17 protein-coding genes, 1 tRNA gene and 1 pseudogene are annotated in these 18,834 nt (G+C 65.8%); 16 read left to right on the forward strand and 3 right to left on the reverse strand.

Annotated features, from left to right (window positions below; all coding sequences use genetic code 11):
* The 13 genes and pseudogenes from DOM66_RS19850 to DOM66_RS19435 form a co-directional block, all read left to right on the forward strand.
* Positions 1-133 (forward strand): annotated as a pseudogene (locus DOM66_RS19850) (sulfate adenylyltransferase subunit CysD); the annotation flags it as partial.
* The gene (gene cysN, locus DOM66_RS02580) at positions 134-1,567 is read left to right on the forward strand and encodes a sulfate adenylyltransferase subunit CysN (protein ID WP_110689169.1); all 1,434 of its coding nucleotides are present in this window, start codon (positions 134-136) and stop codon (positions 1,565-1,567) included.
* Positions 1,568-1,676: 109 nt separating this feature from the next.
* Complete coding sequence (locus DOM66_RS02585; RefSeq protein ID WP_110689170.1) at positions 1,677-2,408, forward strand: sulfotransferase family 2 domain-containing protein; 732 nt, start codon at positions 1,677-1,679, stop codon at positions 2,406-2,408.
* Between the two features lie 7 nt (positions 2,409-2,415).
* Complete coding sequence (locus DOM66_RS02590; RefSeq protein ID WP_157958964.1) at positions 2,416-3,606, forward strand: hypothetical protein; 1,191 nt, start codon at positions 2,416-2,418, stop codon at positions 3,604-3,606.
* Positions 3,607-3,610: 4 nt separating this feature from the next.
* Positions 3,611-4,678: a glycosyltransferase family 4 protein gene (locus DOM66_RS02595; protein WP_110689171.1), complete on the forward strand. Its 1,068-nt coding sequence runs from the start codon at positions 3,611-3,613 to the stop codon at positions 4,676-4,678.
* Entirely contained in the window at positions 4,671-5,888 is a 1,218-nt protein-coding gene (locus DOM66_RS02600; protein ID WP_157958965.1) for a capsular polysaccharide export protein, LipB/KpsS family, read from the forward strand. The genes DOM66_RS02595 and DOM66_RS02600 overlap by 8 nt, the downstream gene beginning before the upstream one ends.
* Positions 5,888-6,733, forward strand: a complete 846-nt coding sequence (gene kdsA / locus DOM66_RS02605) for a 3-deoxy-8-phosphooctulonate synthase (RefSeq protein WP_110677974.1) — start codon at positions 5,888-5,890, stop codon at positions 6,731-6,733. Before DOM66_RS02600 ends, kdsA begins: the two co-directional genes overlap by 1 nt.
* Positions 6,733-7,296 carry a KdsC family phosphatase gene (locus tag DOM66_RS02610; protein ID WP_110689173.1) on the forward strand — a complete coding sequence of 188 codons (564 nt, stop codon included), beginning with the start codon at positions 6,733-6,735 and terminating at the stop codon, positions 7,294-7,296. Before kdsA ends, DOM66_RS02610 begins: the two co-directional genes overlap by 1 nt.
* Before the next feature lie 381 nt (positions 7,297-7,677).
* Positions 7,678-8,610, forward strand: coding sequence for a KpsF/GutQ family sugar-phosphate isomerase (locus tag DOM66_RS02615; protein ID WP_110677971.1), 933 nt, complete (start codon positions 7,678-7,680; stop codon positions 8,608-8,610).
* Between the two features lie 68 nt (positions 8,611-8,678).
* The gene (cysC, locus tag DOM66_RS02620) at positions 8,679-9,275 is read left to right on the forward strand and encodes an adenylyl-sulfate kinase (protein WP_110677969.1); all 597 of its coding nucleotides are present in this window, start codon (positions 8,679-8,681) and stop codon (positions 9,273-9,275) included.
* Positions 9,276-9,369: 94 nt separating this feature from the next.
* The gene (locus DOM66_RS02625) at positions 9,370-10,731 is read left to right on the forward strand and encodes an undecaprenyl-phosphate glucose phosphotransferase (protein WP_110677968.1); all 1,362 of its coding nucleotides are present in this window, start codon (positions 9,370-9,372) and stop codon (positions 10,729-10,731) included.
* 47 nt (positions 10,732-10,778) lie between these two features.
* Positions 10,779-12,806, forward strand: coding sequence for an acyltransferase family protein (locus DOM66_RS02630; protein WP_157958966.1), 2,028 nt, complete (start codon positions 10,779-10,781; stop codon positions 12,804-12,806).
* Entirely contained in the window at positions 12,803-12,973 is a 171-nt protein-coding gene (locus tag DOM66_RS19435) for a twin-arginine translocation signal domain-containing protein (protein WP_157958888.1), read from the forward strand. Before DOM66_RS02630 ends, DOM66_RS19435 begins: the two co-directional genes overlap by 4 nt.
* Before the next feature lie 126 nt (positions 12,974-13,099).
* Here DOM66_RS19435 and DOM66_RS02640 read toward each other — a convergent pair whose 3' ends face one another.
* The 3 genes from DOM66_RS02640 to DOM66_RS02650 all read right to left on the reverse strand — a co-directional run bounded on the left by DOM66_RS02640 (position 13,100) and on the right by DOM66_RS02650 (position 16,744).
* Complete coding sequence (locus tag DOM66_RS02640; protein ID WP_157958967.1) at positions 13,100-15,454, reverse strand: right-handed parallel beta-helix repeat-containing protein; 2,355 nt, start codon at positions 15,452-15,454, stop codon at positions 13,100-13,102.
* A gap of 196 nt (positions 15,455-15,650) precedes the next feature.
* On the reverse strand, positions 15,651-16,379 hold the full coding sequence (locus DOM66_RS02645) for an LrgB family protein (RefSeq protein ID WP_110677960.1): 729 nt from the start codon (positions 16,377-16,379) through the stop codon (positions 15,651-15,653).
* A complete protein-coding gene (locus DOM66_RS02650) occupies positions 16,376-16,744 on the reverse strand; it encodes a CidA/LrgA family protein (RefSeq protein ID WP_110689176.1) in 369 nt (122 codons plus the stop codon). The genes DOM66_RS02645 and DOM66_RS02650 overlap by 4 nt, the downstream gene beginning before the upstream one ends.
* 210 nt (positions 16,745-16,954) lie before the next feature.
* On the opposite strand from DOM66_RS02650, the gene DOM66_RS02655 reads away from it, so the two are divergent.
* The 3 genes from DOM66_RS02655 (at position 16,955) to DOM66_RS02665 (ending at position 18,674) form a co-directional block, all read left to right on the forward strand.
* Positions 16,955-17,031 (forward strand) — tRNA-Pro (locus DOM66_RS02655).
* A 298-nt stretch (positions 17,032-17,329) separates the two neighbouring features.
* Positions 17,330-18,133 carry a 3'(2'),5'-bisphosphate nucleotidase CysQ gene (cysQ, locus tag DOM66_RS02660; protein WP_110689177.1) on the forward strand — a complete coding sequence of 268 codons (804 nt, stop codon included), beginning with the start codon at positions 17,330-17,332 and terminating at the stop codon, positions 18,131-18,133.
* A gap of 55 nt (positions 18,134-18,188) precedes the next feature.
* Positions 18,189-18,674 carry a DUF2489 domain-containing protein gene (locus DOM66_RS02665; RefSeq protein WP_110689178.1) on the forward strand — a complete coding sequence of 162 codons (486 nt, stop codon included), beginning with the start codon at positions 18,189-18,191 and terminating at the stop codon, positions 18,672-18,674.
* Positions 18,675-18,834 lie beyond the last annotated feature (160 nt).

Below are 18,834 nucleotides of genomic sequence, written 5' to 3' on the forward strand. Positions count from 1 at the left end.
GTCGCGGGCGGCGACGCTGCCCGAGATCATCCAGGAGATGCTGCTGACCCGCACCAGCGAGCGCTCGGGTCGGGCCATCGACCGCGATCAGGCGGGGTCGATGGAAAAAAAGAAACGCGAGGGGTACTTTTAAATGTCACACCAGTCTTCGCTCATCGCCGACAATATCGAGCAGTATCTCCACGAGCACGAGAACAAGGATCTGCTGCGCTTCATCACCTGCGGCAGCGTCGACGACGGCAAGTCGACCCTGATCGGGCGGCTGCTGCACGACTCCAAGATGATCTACGAGGATCAGCTCGCCGCCATCACCCGGGACTCCAAGACCAGCGGCACCACCGGTGACAAGGTCGACCTGGCGCTGCTGGTCGACGGCCTGCAGTCGGAGCGCGAGCAGGGCATCACCATCGATGTCGCCTACCGCTTCTTCTCCACCGACAAGCGCAAGTTCATCATCGCCGACACCCCGGGGCATGAGCAGTACACCCGCAACATGGCCACCGGGGCCTCCACCGCCAGCCTCGCGGTGATCCTGATCGACGCCCGCCACGGGGTGCAGACCCAGACGAGCCGGCACAGCTTCATCGCCGATCTGCTGGGTATCCAGCACCTGGTGATCGCGGTCAACAAGATGGACCTGGTCGACTACTCCGAAGAGCGCTTCAACGAAATCGTCGCCGAGTATCGCGCCTTCGCCGAGAAGCTCGACGCTCGCGACATCCGCTTCGTGCCGCTCTCGGCGCTGGAGGGCGACAACGTCGTCAACCCCAGCGAGCAGATGGATTGGTACGCCGGTCCGCCGCTGCTCGAGCTGCTGGAGGCGGTCGAGATCGCCCACGACGCCAACCTCTCCGATCTGCGCCTGCCGGTGCAGTACGTCAACCGCCCGCACCTCGACTTCCGCGGCTACTGCGGCACGCTCGAAGCCGGCATCCTGCGCCCCGGCCAGGCGGTCAAGGCGCTGCCCTCGGGCAAGCGCTCGCAGGTGGCACGCATCGTCACCTTCGACGGCGACCTCGAAGAGGCGTATCCGGGGCAGGCGGTGACGGTGACCCTGACCGACGAGATCGATCTTTCCCGCGGAGACTGGCTGGTGGCGGCGGATGCCGAGGTGACCCAGGCCAGTGCGCTGGAAGCGGACATCGCGTGGATGCACGAGAACGCCCTCGAACCCGGCCGGCTCTACGACTTCAAGCTGGGCACCCAGGAAGTGGCGGGGCGAGTGGCGGAGATCGACTACCAGATCGACGTCAACAGCCTGGCGCAGATGCCGGCGGCGGCACTTGCGCTGAACGCCATCGGGCGCTGTCGGGTGGAGCTGACCGCGAGCGTGCCGCTGGACGACTACCGGCGCAGCCCGGGAACCGGCAGCTTCGTGGTGATCGACCGTCTGAGCAACGTCACCGTGGGCGCGGGCCTGATCCGCGGCGCGGCGGCGGGTCGCGAGGCGAGTGGCGAGGTCGACTGGCAGGCCTTCGAGGTCGAGTTCAACGCTCTGATCCGCAAGCACTTCCCGCACTGGGAAGCGAAGGATCTGCGCACCGTTCTGCGCGGGATCGGTGACTGACCCGCGCCGACACGCTGCCAAACCCCACCGCCATGTCAAGCCCCCGGTGCGTCGCCCGACGCCGCCAGGGCATCGATTCACGCTGCGATCACTCATCGACGGGAGTGCCATGAGCCTGCTGATCCAGACCCGCTATCGTCTGAAAAAGAGCCCCCTGGCCAAATCCTTGATCCTGGGCCTCAACGACCGTCTGCCGCTGGAGGTGAGGGATCGCCTCTATCGTCACCTGGTCGACCCCTATTCCGAGCAGGAGGAGAACAACGACGTGGTCTTCGTGCATGTGCCCAAGACCGCCGGCAACAGTATCTTCCAGGCGCTGTTCGGGGTGCCGGCCCACGGCCACGACCCGGCAGAGCGTTACCGCCGCTTCGATGCCGAACGCTTCGCGCGCTACTACAAGTTCGGCTTCGTGCGTCATCCGCTGGACCGTCTGGTCTCCGCCTACGCCTATCTCGAGAAGGGCGGCATCGGCCGCTACGACCGCGCCTTCCGCGACAAGTATCTGCGCGGCGTCTCCGGTTTCGATGAGTTCCTGCGCCGACTGGCCTCACGGCCGCGCTATCGCCGCCGGGTGATGCGCTGGATCCACTTCCGGCCCCAGGCCGATTTCCTGTGCGACGCCCAGGGCCAGCCGCTGGTCGACTATGTCGGGCGTTACGAGAATATCGATGCCGACTACCGGCGTATCGCCGCCGATCTGCGCATCGGCCGGGTGGTGCCGCTGGCGGTGGTCAACGCCACCGCGCGCCGGGACTATCGCGACTACTACGACAGCGAGCTGACAGCGATCGCGGCGCGCCTCTACCGGCGCGACTTCGAGATCTTCGGCTACACGCCCTGAGCGCCGCATGACCCCTTCGTACTCACGGACCCGAGACATGCTGGTCATCGATGCCAAGCGCGTTTTCGTGGCGCTGGTGGCGATCTTCGCCATCGCGCTGCCCAAGTCGGGTGTCGCCCTCGGCGGCATTCCGCTCAATACCATCTATCTGCTGATCGTGCTGACGTTCCCGATCCTGTTCCTCAAGGCGATGCTGGGTAGTGGCCAGCTCTTCCGCCAGGACCGCTACGCCTGTTATCTGTGGCTGCTGGTGCCGTTCTGGCTGCTGTTTCTGGCGGTCACGCTGCTCAACGGCATTGCCAGCGTGGGCATCTACTTCGGCTACGTGATGGCACTGATCGTGGTGCCGATCTTCTTCTACGTCTGGTCGAAACGCCTTGGGCCGGCGCAGATCGCCTATCTGCTCGTCTGCCTGCGCCACTGCATCCGCTTCGCCATCGTCTTCGGGCTGGCGCTGTTCCTCTACAAGATCGCCACCGGCCAGTACTTCTCGATCCCCATGCTGACAACCACCTACGGGGCGGAGCTGACGCTGGAGGCGAAGATGAACGATCGCGGGGGGCTGTTCAAACTCTTCTCGACCTACAACAACGGCAACATCTACGCCGTGTGCATGATCATGCTGCTACCGCTCTACAGCGTGATCGAGACCCGCCGGCTGTGGGTGCTGGGGCTGATGCTGACGATCATGCTGACACTGTCACGCACCGCCTGGGCGCTGCTGCTGGTCTACTGCGTGTTCGAATATCTGCTCTTCAATCGCGCCATCTCGGTCAAGAAGTTGATCCTGATCTGCTTTGCGCTGTGCCTGGTGGTGCCGGGCATCGTCGGCCTGCTGGGGCTGATGGGCCGCGACATCACCTTCCTGTTCGACAGCGACCTGGGTGGACGGGCGGGGTACCTGCAGTACTTCTTCGACGCCGGCCTGATCTCGCACACGCCACTCTACTGGTCCTACGAGATTCCCTACGTCTCGATCGCCGAGTTCGTGGGGCTGATCGGCCTGCTGCCGTTTCTGCTGTTCTTCGCCAACGTGGTGATGGCGCGCAGTCTGTTCGACCCCTCGCGCCCCGTGAGCCGCAGTGCCTGCATCGGCTGCGTCATGTACTGGGTGGCCACCTTCTCCGATGCGGCGCTGGTTCTGGTGCCGACCTTCATCATCTTTTCTTTGCTGGTAATGCTCTCCTTCAGCGAGTGATCTCATGAAAATCATGCATGTATGCGAGACGGTGACGGGCGGCATCGCCACCTATCTCAACAATGTCGCGGGTGAGCAGCTGCGCCATCCTGATGTCAGCGGGGTCTCTCTGGTGCTGCCGGCGGCACAGCGTGAGGAGATCGCGCTGGGGGCAGCGGTGCGCATCCACGACTTCCCCGGGGAGAGCCGCCCGCAGCGGCTGCGCCACCTGGCGGCGTGTCTGTCGGCGGCGCTGGCCGCCGAGACACCGGATGTGGTCCATGTCCACAGTACCTTCGCCGGACTCGTCTGCCGCCTGCTGCCGCTGTCGCTGCGCGGTGCCAAGCTGGTCTACCAGCCACACGGGGTCGCCTTCGATCCGCACCGGGTCGGCGGGCTCAAGCGCCGCGGTATCCAGTGGGTGGAGCGCGCGCTCTACGCACGCAGCGATGCGGTGGTCGCGATCTCTGAATATGAGCAGACGCTGCTGAACGAGGCGGGCATGGGCGAGCGCACGCTGTTGATCAAGAACTGCGTGCGCGACACCCGCGACTCCCGTGTCGGCGCCGCCAAGGAGGATTTCTACCTGTTCATCGGACGCTTCGACCGCCAGAAGGGATTCGACCGTCTCTACGCCAGCTGGGGTGAAGCCCATGGCGAACTGCAGGTGGTCGGCGGCAGCGTAGTGGATGCCGGGGCGGCGTTCGCGCCCAAGCAGAACATGCAAATGCTCGGTTGGCTCGACAATGCCAGCCTCGATGGTCTGATCGCCCGGGCCAAGGCGCTGATCGTGCCCAGCCGCTGGGAGGGATTCGGGCTGGTAGTGCTCGAGGCCTACCGTAATGCCACCCCGGTGATCTGTTCCAACCGCGGCGCGCTGCCGGAGCTGGTGCGCGATGGCGAGACCGGCCAGGTGTTCGATTTCGACGACTTCACGCCGTCGTTGAACGCCGCCCTGGCGCGCTTCGAGGCGAGCGACCGTGAAGCCATGGGGCGTCGCTGTCGGGAGTGCTACGAGCGTGAATTCTCGCCCGCCAGCATGAATGCGGCGCTTCTCAAACTCTACCGCGCAAGCGAGCAGTGCTATGTATAGTCGGATCCTGATCAATATCTCCAACCCGGAAGACTACCGCTTCTTCAGGCGGGTCTTCGCCGCCCCCGGCGCGCAGGCGTGCCGTGTCGATTTCGTGGCCAACAATCTGATCATGTACGTCTACTTGAAGCTCAAGCGCGAGACGGTGTTCATGCCGCGCCGCGGGCGTGGCCGGCACTGCCGCGAGGACAACTTCAGCATCAAGACAGGGCGGCTGACGCAACGCCAGGCGGATCGGGTCTATTCGGGCTTCGCCGACTTCATCGAGCGTGAGCAGCCGCGCCACGGCTGGGAGCTCTACATCCTCCCCAGCGGTCGGCTGGCGTCGCAGTCGGCACTGGCGGCTCACGCCCGGGCCCAGGGGATCGATGTGCTCTATACGGGCTACGGCAATATCGGCAACAAGACCTTCGCCGATCCCCAGGGCACCGACATGCAGTCCTATCTCTACGCCCATGTGGAGCTGCTCGACGGCTATGCGGTCGACCTCGACGCCTTCCGCCGCTGGAAGCGTGACTACACCCAGGCGCGCATGCAGAAGCACGTGATCGGGCAGGCACGCAAGCTGGATCTGAAGACGGTGCTGCAGAAGTGCGTGCAGGTGGCGGGCTGCCGGCTCGAGGCACTGCTCGGGCTCGCTGGCGAAAACGCCTATGGCCTCTCGGAGCTGGCCAAGCTGCGCAAGGCCGATGACGTCGCGCTCGACACCATGGATTGGCAGACGCCCTATCTGTTCTTTCCGATGCAGGTGAGCACCGATGCCCAGATCATTCTCAATTACCCCCAGGGCAGCGTGATCGACGGGCTCAAGCGGGCGATCCAGATCGCGGCGGAGAGGGGGCTTGCGCTGGTGATCAAGCCGCATCCGGCGGAGATCAATCAGGCGATCCCGGCGGTTCTGGCCAGGCTGCGCCGAGAGCACGGCTTCAGGATCGTCAACGAGAACACCTTCCGGCTGCTCGAGGGGGCCGAGTCGGTGGTGACGATCAACTCCACCGTGGGGCTCGAAGCCAAGCTGCTCGACAAGCCGGTCACCTTTCTCGGCAACACCTTTTATGCGCGTTTCGACGAGCGCCGCCTGGCAGCTTATGTCGACCATTACCTAGTGAACGAAGACTATTTTCGGGATACTCCGTTCAGCGAGGCGAACTTCGCCAAGCTGATGGAAAGAGCCAGATTGCCCATTTTGGATCGAAGCGAGGTAGCTTGATGAAATCCGTACCCATTGCCGGTCTGACGGTTGCGAACGATGCCCCTTTCACGCTGTTCGGTGGCATCAACGTGCTCGAGGACAGGGAGAGTACGTTGAAGGCGTGCGAGACCTATGTCGAGGTCACGCGCAAGCTGGGCATACCCTATGTGTTCAAGGCCAGCTTCGACAAGGCCAACCGCTCCTCGATCCACTCCTTCCGCGGTGTCGGTCTGGACGAAGGGCTGGAGATCTTCGCCGCGGTCAAGCGCGAGTTCGGCGTGCCGGTGATCACCGACGTGCATGAAGTCGCCCAGGCGGCACCGGTGGCCGAGGTCGCCGATATCATCCAGCTGCCGGCGTTCCTCGCCCGCCAGACCGATCTGGTGGTGGCGATGGCGCGTACCGGCCGCCCGATCAACGTCAAAAAGCCGCAGTTCCTGAGTCCCGCGCAGATGAAGAACATCGTCGACAAGTGTGCCGAGGCGGGCAACCAGCAGATCGTGCTGTGCGAGCGCGGCAGTTGCTTCGGCTACGACAACCTGGTGGTCGATATGCTCGGCTTCCGCGAGATGATGGACGCCAGCGGCAATGCCCCGGTGATCTTCGATGTCACCCACAGCCTGCAGCGCCGCGATCCCGCCAGTGAGGCCTCCGGCGGACGCCGGCGCCAGGCACTGGAACTCGCTCGCGCCGGCATGGCCGTGGGACTGGCGGGGCTGTTCCTGGAAGGGCACCCGGACCCGGATCGTGCCCGCTGCGACGGTCCCAGTGCGCTGCCGCTGGACAAGCTCGAGCCGTTCCTGGCCCAGATCAAGGCGCTCGATGATCTGGTCAAGGGGTTCCCCACGCTGGAGATCCGCTGATGGCCGCCGGTGTCCACGCCGATTCCCGCGGTGGCATCGAGCTGATGCTGTTCGACGTCGATGGCGTGCTCACCGACGGTACGCTGTTGATCGGCCCCGAGGGCGAGGCGCTCAAGCCTTTCAACGTCCGCGACGGCGTGGCGGTGGGGCTGCTGCGCCAGCATGGAATCAAGAGCGGGGTGCTCTCGGCCAAGTCGAGCCAGCCGCTGCTCACCCGGGCTACCCAGCTGGGGATGGATGTGATCAAGCTCGGCTTCAGCCGCAAGCTGGAAGCGATCGCCCAGATCAGCGCCGAGTGGCAGATTCCGCCGGCGCGTATCGGCTTCGCCGGTGACGACATCATCGATATTCCGGTGATGCGCCGGGTGGGGGTCGCCTATGCCCCGGCCGACGCCCATCCGCTGGTGCGCGAGGCCGCGACTCACGTGACCGCCAGCCGTGGCGGCCGCGGCGTGGCGCGCGAGATCGCCGAGGATCTGCTCTCGGCCCGCGGCCTGACCCTGGCCGAGATGTACGCCCATCTGCTCGAGGACGATGACGCCCTGGGGGATCTGGTCCAGTAGTCATTCGGCCACGCAGGGCACCTACTTACCCCATTGACCCCGTGTATCCCTTGGCGCCAGGCGCCAACGGGTGCCGAGGGGGCCGCCGCCATCGCCCGATGGCGGCGGTATCGCTGAGGCAATGCTGAGGTTTTCACTCGGCATGGCCACCAGAACGGCAGGGCGACGCCCCTGCACTAGTGACTTGATACGTTCGCGCTGATTCAGCGCTATCCGGCACTCATCCAGCCCTATCCCGCGCTACACCAGCAGATGCCTGCGCCGCCGGTGCGGCTTGCCTTGCCCGATGTCGGGTCGGGCACGTCGTCGCGCGGCCGGCCATCGCTGTCGCGGGCCATCAAAACGGTCATGCAGTCGGTCATGAGACACATGGAGGTCCCTATGAATCTGACCTATCTCGATACCGCCCGGCAGGTCTTCGCCAAGGAAGCCGAATCCCTGCTCGAAGTCTCCCGCAAGCTCGACAACGACCTGATCGCCGCGGTCGACGCCATCCTGCGTACCCCGGGGCGGGTGGTGGTGTGTGGCATGGGCAAGTCCGGCATCGTCGGGCGCAAGATCGCCGCCACGCTGGCGAGTACCGGCACGCCGAGCTTCTTCATGCACCCGGGGGAGGCCTACCACGGCGACCTGGGCATGGTCACCGAGCACGACGTCTTCCTTGCCATCTCCAACTCCGGCGAGACCGAGGAGGTGGTCAAGCTGATCCCTTTCCTCAAGGACAACGGCAACTACCTGGTGGGGCTGACCGGCAGCCCGGGTTCGACCCTGGCGCAGGCGGCGCACAGCCATCTCGACATCGGCGTGCTGGAGGAGGCGTGCCCGCTGCAGCTGGCGCCGACCTCTTCGACCACGGCCACGCTGGCGATGGGCGATGCGCTGGCGGTGACACTGATGAAGGCGCGCGATTTTCAGCCAGAGAACTTCGCTCGCTTCCACCCCGGCGGCTCGCTAGGGCGGCGTCTGCTGAGCCGGGTCGAGCATGAGATGCGCAGCGACAACCTGCCGCTGGTCGAGGCCGACGCCCAGGTGCTCGACGTGATCCAGGCGATGTCCCGGGGCCAGCTCGGCATGGCCGTGGTTCGCCATGGCGAGCGCTGGGGAATCATCACCGATGGTGATCTACGCCGCGCGATCGAGAAGTACGGCGAGCGTGTGTTCACGCGCCGGGCGTTCGATTTCATGACGCCCCAGGCCTCGCGGATCGCGCCCACCGCCCGGGTGGAGGATGCGCTGGCGCTGATGGACAGCAAGCAGATCGGCGCACTGCTGGTGTTCGACAACGAGCGCCTGGTCGGCGTTTTCAAGAAATGAGGGACGCGGGGATGCAGGGCAAGGGAGTGCAAGGCAAGGAAGTGCAGGGCAGGAAAAAAGGCGCCTGCATGAGCGACAACACCGTCTGGCATGCCCATCGCGTGGATCGGTCGCAGCGCGAGGCGCTCAACGCCCAGCGCGCCTGCCTGCTCTGGTTCACCGGACTGAGCGGCTCCGGCAAGTCGACCATCGCCGGGCTGGTCGAGGAGCGGCTGCACCAACTCGGCAAGCTGACCTACCTGCTCGACGGCGACAACGTGCGCCAGGGGCTGAACGGCGATCTCGGCTTCTCCGATGCCGATCGGGTCGAGAACGTGCGGCGCATCGGCGAGGTGTCGGGGCTGTTCGTGGATGCCGGGGTGATCACGCTGTCGGCGTTCATCTCGCCGTTTCGCAGCGAGCGGGGTGCGGTACGCCAGCGCCTGGCGGCGGGGGACTTCATCGAGGTGTTCGTCGATGCCCCGCTCGCGACCTGCGAGGCGCGGGACCCCAAGGGGCTCTATCGGCGCGCGCGGGACGGCGAGATCGCTGACTTCACCGGCATCGACTCGCCCTATGAGGCGCCTCAGGCGCCCGAAGTGCATCTGCATAACGATGGCAGCCGCTCGCCGGCGGTGATGGCGCAGCAGGTGGTCGACTATCTCGCGCGTCGGCGCTGCGTATGACGCGGATAACGGTCACAGCTGCGCTCGGTGAGGCAAGCGGGTTCGTGGAGACTCACGCGTTCAGGGTGAACCACGCGTTCAAGGGAGAACCAAAATGAAAAGCCTGAATCCGGTCCGGCGCCTGGCGCCGCTGATGGATGTGATGGCCATAGTGCTGGCAGGCGTGCTGGCCAGCGAGGTGCGTTTCGCCACCGCGCGGCTCGACAGCGGCAACGCGCTGGTGCTGGTGCTGGTCGCACTGGCGGTGGTGCTGATCAATCTGTTCGGCGGCGGCTACAGCAAGTGGCGGTCGACCCGGCTGCGCAGTCGTGTCTATCGGCTGCTGTGGGTATGGGTGGCGGTGTTCGCGGTGATCGCCAGCCTGCTCTATCTGTTCAAGCTCTCCGACAGCGTGTCGCGGCAGTGGCTGGTGTTCACCTTCCTGCTGTCGTTCTGCCTGGTGTGCGCCTCGCGGGCGCTGTTGATGATGCTGACGCTCTACCACAACGCCAGCGCCAAGAACCGGCGCAGGGTGTTTCTGGTCGGCCCCGAGGAGAACCTGCTCGACGTGGCACGCTCGCTGCGTCGCCACCGCGAGCAGGGCTATGCGCTCGCCGGCATCTGCCGTGCGCGGGTGCTGCGCAGCCAGAAGACGCCGCGCCACCTGGCCCAGCGGGTCGAGAGGTCGGGCGCCGACGAGGTGTGGATCTGCCTGCCCGTCTCCGAAGGCGCCCACGTCAGGGCGATCATGTACAACCTGCGCCATCTGCCGCTGGAGATTCGCTTCATCCCGCACTTCGCCGATATTCCGCTGCTCAACCATCGGGTCAGCCAGGTCGCCGGCAACCACGCCTTCGATCTCAGTGTCAGCCCCATCGCCGGCAGCGCGCAGTGGGCCAAACGGCTGGAGGACATCGTGATCGGTGGCTTGATTCTGCTGTTGATTGCGCCGGTGTGCCTGGCCTGTGCGCTGGCGGTGAAACTGTCGTCGCCGGGGCCGGTGCTGTTCAAGCAGCTGCGCACCGGGGCCAATGGCCACGATGTCCAGGTCTACAAGTTCCGCTCGATGAAGGTGCACCAGGAGTCCGCCGGCCAGATCTCCCAGGCGACCCGGCGCGATCCGCGTATCACCCGGGTCGGCGCCTTTCTGCGCCGTACCTCGCTGGATGAGTTGCCCCAGTTCATCAATGTGCTGCAGGGGCGTATGTCGATCGTCGGCCCGCGCCCGCACGCCCTGGCACACAACGACTACTACAAGGATCTGGTCGAGTCCTACATGCAGCGGCACATGGTCAAGCCGGGCATCACCGGCTGGGCCCAGGTGTGCGGCTATCGTGGCGAGACCGACACCCTGGACAAGATGCAGCGCCGGGTCGAGCACGACCTCTGGTACATCAACAACTGGTCGCTGCTGCTCGACCTCAAGATCATCTTCCTCACCGTATTCAAGGGCTTCACCGGTCAGAACGCCTACTGACCCTGAGCTTCTGACCCCTCATCCGTTACGTTCGAAGGAGCTGAACGTTGGCTAGACACTCAAGCTCAAGCTACCTGTACGAGATTCAGGGCTTGCGCGCGGTGGCGGCGCTCATGGTCGCCGTCTATCACATCTGGATCCAGAAGGTCTCCGGCGGCGTCGACGTATTCTTCGTCGTCGCCGGCTTCTTCATCGTCGGTTCGCTGACCCGCGGCGGGCCGCCGACGCTGGGCGGGCTGTCCGACTACTACGCCAAGACCCTGCGCCGGGTGGTGCCGAGTGCGGCGGTGGTGATCGTGACCACGGTGGCACTGTCGCTGTGGCTGATGCCGGATTCGATGTGGCGCAATCAGATCAAGCATGCCCTGGCCTCGACGCTGTTTCTCGAGAACTGGGCGCTGGCTTTCACGGCCACCGACTATCTGCAGCAGGGCTCGCCACCGTCGCCGTTCCAGCAGCTGTGGGCGCTGGCGGTTCAGGTGCAGTTCTACTGCCTGTTTCCGCTGCTGCTGTGGGCGGCGGGCCGCGTCGGCCGGCGCGATGAGCGGGGCTATCGGTACCGGGTGATCGCCGCGCTGGTGCTGGTCGGTCTGCTGTCGCTGGGTTACAGCCTCTACATGACCGCGCGCAATCAGCCCTGGGCCTACTTCGACAGCGGTACGCGGGCCTGGGAGTTCGCTATCGGGGGCTTGCTCGCCTTTGCGGTGACGCGGCTTGCGCTGTCGCCCCTGGCGGCCAAGCTGCTCGGCTGGGTGTCACTGGTGGTACTGCTCACCTTCGCGCTGTTTCTCGAAGTGTCGTCGTCGTTCCCCGGGGCGGTAGCGCTGATACCGGTGCTGGCGGCCTGCGGCATCATCGTCGCGGCGCGCAATCACTGTGATATCTGGCTGCTCAACAACCGTGGCGTGGTGTGGTTCGGCGATCTCTCGTTCGCTTTCTATCTGTGGCACTGGCCGCTGCTCTCCTGCTACCGCTATGCCACCGGCGGTTTCGATGTCGGGCTGCTGCCGGGGCTGGCGATCATCGCAACCGCCGCGCTGCTGGCCGGCGTGACCACCTGGGGCTTCGAGAATCCGGTGCGCCGCTCGGCGTGGCTGTCGAAGCACAGGCTCGCCGCCTACGCGAGCTGTGCCGCGCTGCTGGCGCTGCCGCTGGCGGCGCTGAGTGGCTGGTATCATGACTATCAGGGGCGCCGCGCCAGCGCCGAGGCGTCCCTCGATCAGTTCCTGCGCAACGCTCGGCCGGCGGACGCGGCGGTCTATCCGCCGACCCTGATCGCGAGCATGGATCTGCCGCCGTCGTCCCGGGATGGTTGCCATCAAACGGCGACGGATGCCGCGCTGGTGGAGTGCAGCTACGGTGACCCGGATGCCGACAAGACGGTGGTGCTGGCAGGCGGCTCCCATGCCCAGCAGTGGCTGGCGGCGCTGGAGCAGGTGGCGGTGCGAGAGCGCTTTCGTCTGGTCACCCTGACCAAGGGCGGTTGCATGCTCTCCCTCGACGCCGATGCCGACTACATGGATTACCCCTCCTGCCACGCCTGGAACGAGCGGGTGATCGCACGCATTCGGCAGATCGCCCCGGACTATGTCTTCACCAACTCGACCCGCGGGCAGGGCGCGGCGGAGCATGTGCCCGAGGGCTATCTGGCGGCGTGGCGGGAACTGGCCGAGGGTGACGTGCGGGTGCTGGCGCTGCGCGACAACCCCTGGTTCGGTTTCGACGTGCCCGAGTGCGTCGATCTGCATCAGGACGCCGCGGACGCCTGCGCCAAACCGCGGGATGCGCTGCTCAGCCGGCGCTCGCCCACCGCCGACTATCACTTGGACAACGTCTATTTCGCGGATATCAGTGATCTGTTCTGCGATGACCAGGTATGTCGGCCGCTGCAGGGGCAGGTGCTGCTCTATCGCGACGACCATCACATCACCAATACCTTTTCGCAGCTGGCTGCGCCGCGTATCGCCCGCACCCTCGAGCAGGCAGAGTTAGCATTCGCCGCGAAAGAGGCGGGGCACTGGGTCGCCAGCGCCCCCGGGGGCAGTGGGCGGGTCACCCTGCAGGAGGGGTCATGAGTCTGACACGCCGTCAATTCATCAGCGCTGCCCTGGCCATGGCCGCAACCGCCGCGCTGCCTGTGCTTTCTTCACCCGCACGCACGCCGCAGGGTGGGCGTGCGGCGCGTCCGGCCGCTGGCGGCTTGCGTATCGTGGGGGATGCCAACCGGGTGATGCTCGGCTGACGCTCTTGGGCGTGTCCACGCGTTTCCCCTTGCCGGGGCCCGCCATACGCTTCTCCTCGAAGCAAGACGCCCGCCGAATTCGGCGGGCGTCTTGCGTGTCTGTCGGTGTGACTGCGGTCGCCGGCGTCAGTCGCCGGCGTGAGCCACTTCGAGGCCGAAGCGGAGGGCGGCGTAGCGCTGGGTGCCACCCTCGTTCAGCGCCTTCACCTCCACCGGGGTGAAGTCGAGGGTGCGGTTGTCGCCAGCATCGAGCTGTAGCGCGTCGCCACCCGACTGGCGGTTGAGGGCGAGATCGATGATGTCGCTGTGGGCCGGGATCAGGTTGCGAGCGAGGCGGAAGGCGTGGCCTGGGCGGCGCCCGGACTGACGCGTATCGCAGATGGCGATCGCGGTCTCGACTCCGGGGACGTCGATGCGCAGATCGTCGACATCGAAGATCGCGGTGCCGGCATAGGCGCACAGCTGGCCCAGCAGCGGCACCACGCCGGCGGGTTGCGGCACCCGAGAGACGATCGCGCCGCCTTTCCAGTAGCCGTAGTCGTCGCGGTTGGTACCCAGGGCCACCAGCACGTCACCATCCCGGGCAGGGCGGGTGAAGGTGAAGCGGCAATCCTTGAGGTAGGGCGACTGGGCGTTGCTGTGGCCGCGCAGGTCCATGACCACGTCATGGTGGCTGATGTTGCGATAGGTGACGTCGGCCCAGGAGTCGATGATCACTGCGCCGAAGCCTTGGCCCTCATAGACGAAGGCGCCGGTATCCAGGGTCACGTCCTGACTGAAATCCGGGTCCTCGAATCCGGCCAGACGGCGGAACAGAGTGCGACCCAGCCCGGGGCCGAATTTGGGTTCCGCGAGCCGCTCATGCAGGGTCGCGGCGCTGGCGCTCTGGCGGGCGACGAAGTTCTTGATCACGTTGCCGCGGGTGGCATAGAAGATCGAGATGCCGAAATTGGCCGCGTTCTCGGCATAGAGGCCGTCGAACAGACAGTAGGTGCAGCCCTCGAGATCGAAGGCAGTGTCGCTCACCTCCTTGGCGCTGCAGCCATAGACCTTGACGTTGTGGGCGTTGTTGAAATAGATCGCGCCATTGGTCCAGCGGCAGTGGACGTCCTGGATGAAGCCGTCGCGCAGGCGCCGCATCCATCGGAGCTCGCCGCCCTTGCCCGGGCGTGCCGAGCCCCCCCAGCCGGAGACGTTGCAGTAGTCCATGTGCACATGGGAGATGCTGAAGTCGCGCACGAAGTTGAGGCGCACGGCCCCGGCGCGCCTGCTGTCGCCGGGGCTGAGGGTGTAGCGACCGGCGCCGCCGGAGAGGTCGCTGATGCGGACGCGCTCGCTCAGGTCGTCGGGCACCTCGGGATTGAAACCGGCAGTCACCGCGTTGTCGCTTTCCGGGTCCTCCTCCCGTGTGGAATAGCGTCCGTTGAGCTCCAGCTCGTGGAATACCTTCAGCCCGCCGCAGCGCACGTGATGGATATCGCGATAGAGCACGTCGCGGACGCAGATCAGGGTCACTGCGCTGCGGCAGAAGTCGCGTGCCTCCAGGGTGAGGCCGCTGATCTGGATATCGTGGCTGAAGGCGGCTTCCAGATCACCGTGTGGCCGACCCTCGGCCCAGGCGGCGATCACGTGGGGCTCGCGCAGCAGGAACAGGCCGTCGCGGAAACCGCTGGCCACGTAGTCGCTGACCAGGCGGCTGTTGGCGCGCGCTCCGGCGCCGACCAGACGGGTGCCCGAGCGCAGCGCGATACGTTGCTTGCCCAGATAGAGCGCACAGCCCTGGGGCAGATCGGGCAGGTACTTGGTGCGGTAGGGGGTCTTGTCCAGGGTCTCCTGGAACCAGGCCGACTCGTCGCTGCCGCTGCCATCGACATAGTCGGCGCGAAAGCCCACCTTGAGTAGATCGATGTCGTCGCCGGGCTGGACATAGGCGGCGCCATCGGCGGCCCACAGGGTGAAACGGTGGAAGTCGTCGCGGTGCGGGTGGGCGCTGGGCAGCCACGCCATCTGATTGGCCCGCGCGGAGTCGTCGAGCGCGGCGACCCGTTGCAGCTGGATATCCAGTTCGAAGGGGCGATCGCGATAGAAGCTGCGGCAGACCAGCCAGCAGCCGTCGGCAACCCGGGCGCCGGGCCAGTCGCGCAGCGTATCCACACTGTCGACCACCACCAGACGCTGGTCGAGGGCCTGGGCCAGCGGCTGGGTGCCCGAGGCCGAGTGGATCTCGCCCTGATCGAAGAACTGGGCGTGCAGGTGCTGGCGCCGGGTGCCGTCATCCACCTCCACCACATAGTGGCCGTTGGGGGCGGCGAACTGGATGCGGCCGTCCGCATCGGCGTGGAACGGATTGGGCAGCGGCTGGCCGCGGCCATCCTCGAGATCGGCTGCCAGTGTCTCCTTGCCTCGAGGCAGCACGCTGACGGCGGCGCGCGGCAGCGCTTGACCGTCGGCGCGCTGGGCGAAGAAGGTTTTGACTTCCATGGGGCGCACTCTCCGCGTCTTGAACTCGCCGAGCATTATCCGAAACTCACCGCCCGCGCTCTTTTGCGAGTTGTTGTGGTTTTGTCAGCCAGCGGTGGAGGTGCGTATCCGCCACCGGCAGCGCTCGAGCGCTGCCGGTGGGGGCTCGGAGGGTATCTACCAATTCGCCGAGCGCAGGCATTGGGTAAACGCCCTCTCAGAGGCCGAACAGCTGTACCAAGGGCGGCAGCACGAAGGCGGTGACCAGACCGGAGAGCCCCATGGCCAGGCCGGAGAAGGCGCCGGCGATGGCCCCGTAGGTGGAGAAGCAGTAGGCGGTACCGAAGCCGTGGGCAGCCAGCCCCATGGAGAAGCCGCGAATGGCGGGGTCGGTGATGCGGGTCAGACGTAAGACCCAGGGGCCAATGATGCAGCCGATGACCCCGGTGAGCAGGACCAGACCGGCGGTCAGCGAGGGGATGCCGCCGATCTTCTCGGCGATGCCCATGGCGATCGGCGACGTCACCGACTTGGGCGCCAGCGACAGCACGGTCGCATGGTCGGCACCCATGACCAGGCTGATACCCACCGCCGAAACCACCGCGGTGGCGACGCCGGCGAGGGTGCCGGCAATCACCGGCCACAGCAGACGGCGTACGCGCTCGCGCTGGTCGAACAGGGGAATCGCCAGCGCCACGGTGGCCGGACCGAGCAGGAAGTGCAGAAACTGCGCGCCGGCGAAGTAGGTGGGGTAGTCGGTATGGGTGAGTAGCAGAAAGGCGATCAGCATGGCGATCGACAGGATCACCGGGTGCAGCAGCGGCGTGCCGCCGGCCCAGCGGTTGATGCGGCTGGCGATGACGAAGGCGATCAGGGTGGCGAACAGATGCAACAGCGGGCTGGCGGCGAGATAGACCCACACCTGGCCGAAAGGCAGCGAGCTCATGCGTCCTCCTCCTGCGCTTTGCCGCCGCGGTGGGCGAGACGCTGCATCACCTGGCTGGTCACCCACAGGGTCACCGCCGCCGACAGCACCAGCGTCACCAGCAGGACCCAGAATTCGCGCTGGATCAGCCCGACGTGTTCGATCAGTCCGACGCCGGCGGGCACGAACAGCAGGGTGAGATACTTGAGCAGACCTTCGCCCATGCTGCGCAGGCTGGGTGGGACGCTGCCGCGAATGATGAGACCGACGAGCAGGATCAGCATGCCGATGACTGGGCCGGGAATCGGCAGCGACAGTGCCAGGCTCAGCACCTCGCCGAGAAATTGACAGCCGAGCAGAATGCTCATGCCGATGATCAGGGACATGGTGACCTCTTGCGCGCGTGGAGGGGTGACAGGCGGGGCGCCCAGCAAGGGGGTCATTGTACGTCGATTGTGGCGGTGACCAAGCGTGTCCTGCCGCTGTCCCGCAAGCGATTGATAAAAAAGATGAAAGAAGCGCTTTTCATTTCCACAAACGCAAGGTAGTATACGCAGCGTTTCGCAGGGTAGCCCACGGGCAAGCCCGGGCGGAGCCGGAGCGTGGCGCAGCTTGGTAGCGCGCTGCAATGGGGTTGCAGAGGTCGCAGGTTCGAATCCTGTCGCTCCGACCAAATCGAGAAAATGGCCAATCGGATTCGCTTCGATTGGCCATTTTTTTATGTCCTGATTTTCTACTCCGACTGTTCATCGACGTGTCGGCATGGGTCGGCCACGTGCCACATCCCGCACCCCATGCGGCTATGTCTATCAACAGATTTCCACGCTCCACCTGCCGTGCCGGCCGCCGCTGAGGGTGCGGCGCGTGCGGTGGTCTAATATCATGCGTGCATGTCGCGGCCGTCCTTGGATCGGCTGCCCACCCGCTGCGCGGCGACGGCGGTAGCGCCGCCGGTGACCTAGGATGACCCCATGAGCGCTTCTTTCTATCCCTCGCTCGACGCCTTGGCGTCGCTCTGCAGGCGCGCCGGCGAGGCGATCCTGAGCGTCGCCGGCGACAGCCTGGAGACGCGCTTGAAGACCGACGCCAGCCCGGTGACCGCGGCCGATCTCGCCGCCCACCGGGTATTGGTGACGGGGCTGCCGACGCTGGACGATGCACGCTTGCCGGTGCTCTCCGAGGAGGCGGCTGCTACCCCTTGGGAGACGCGGCGGCACTGGTCGCGCTACTGGTTGATCGATCCGCTGGATGGCACCAAGGAGTTCATTCGTGGCTCCGACGAGTACAGTGTCAATATCGCGCTGATTCACGAGCAGCGGGCGGTGCTGGGCGTGATCGCCAAACCCGGTAGTGGCGAGGTGTGGGCCGGCAGCGGCGAGTCGGGTGCCTGGTATCAGGCGGCCGGCGGGGCGGCCTGGACCCGACTTGGCTGCACGTCGCGTACGCCTCCGCGGGTGATGGTGAGCCGCCATCACTGCGATGCGCGCACCCAGGCGTTCCTCGAGCGGCTGCCCGGCGCACGGGTGGAAGCTCTCGGCAGCTCGCTCAAGTGCTGTCGCATCGCCGCCGGCGAGGCGGATCTCTATCCGCGCTTTGGCCCGACCAGCGAGTGGGATACCGCGGCGGCGCAGGCAATCTTGGAGGGCGCGGGTGGGGCGCTGGTCGACCCGCGTGACTGGCAGCCGCTGCGCTACAACACCAAGGCGTCGTTGCTCAACCCGGATTTCGTCGCCTGTGCCGACCTCCAGGGAGCGTGGCGGATGGCGTGGCAGTAGGCGCCGTGAGCGTGGCGACGCCAGCGAAGACAACCGATCGGTTCAGGAGAGTGTCATGTCTGCATGGGAAGTGAGCGCGCTGCTGCTGGTGGCGCTGGCAGTGGTGGTGGGGCTGGCCCTCTACGCCCGCCGGCTGTGGCGCGAGGTGCGGCGACGCGAGGCGTTTCGCCGCGATGAGATCGCGCGTGCCAATCGCAACTGTATCGATAGCCTGGCGGCAATTTCGCAGGCGATGCTCGAGCGTCAGGTGGATCTGGTCGAGGGCGCCCTGCGCTGCAAGGTACTGCTGGACATCGTCGATCACCAGCTGGTGACCCATGAGCGCTTCAAGGTGATCGCCGAGGTCCAGGCGCAGGCGGCGCATCTGCGCACACACGGAGCGCGGAGCGAGTTGACCCCGCGCCAGCGCCATCGCGAGGACCTTGCCCGGGTGGCGATCGCCGAGCAGTACGAAGGGCGACTGGATGACGCTGCCCGGGCTTTGCAGACGCTGTGTGCCGAGTGGCCCGACAAGGGGGCGACAATCACGCAAACGGCGTGAACTTTTCGTCGCCACGCTTTGCCAATCTCGCAAATGATGCTAAAAAAGAACAGTGTTTCCGACGCGGGTTTGCATACCGGCAAGGAATCGACAATGCTGTTACGGAGCTGCAAAGAAAAAAAGGGACAATGGGAACATTGACCGCTACTCGACTCGATGG

This window comes from Salinicola endophyticus (assembly GCF_003206575.1).
In the GTDB taxonomy this organism is placed as follows: Bacteria; Pseudomonadota; Gammaproteobacteria; order Pseudomonadales; family Halomonadaceae; genus Salinicola; species Salinicola endophyticus.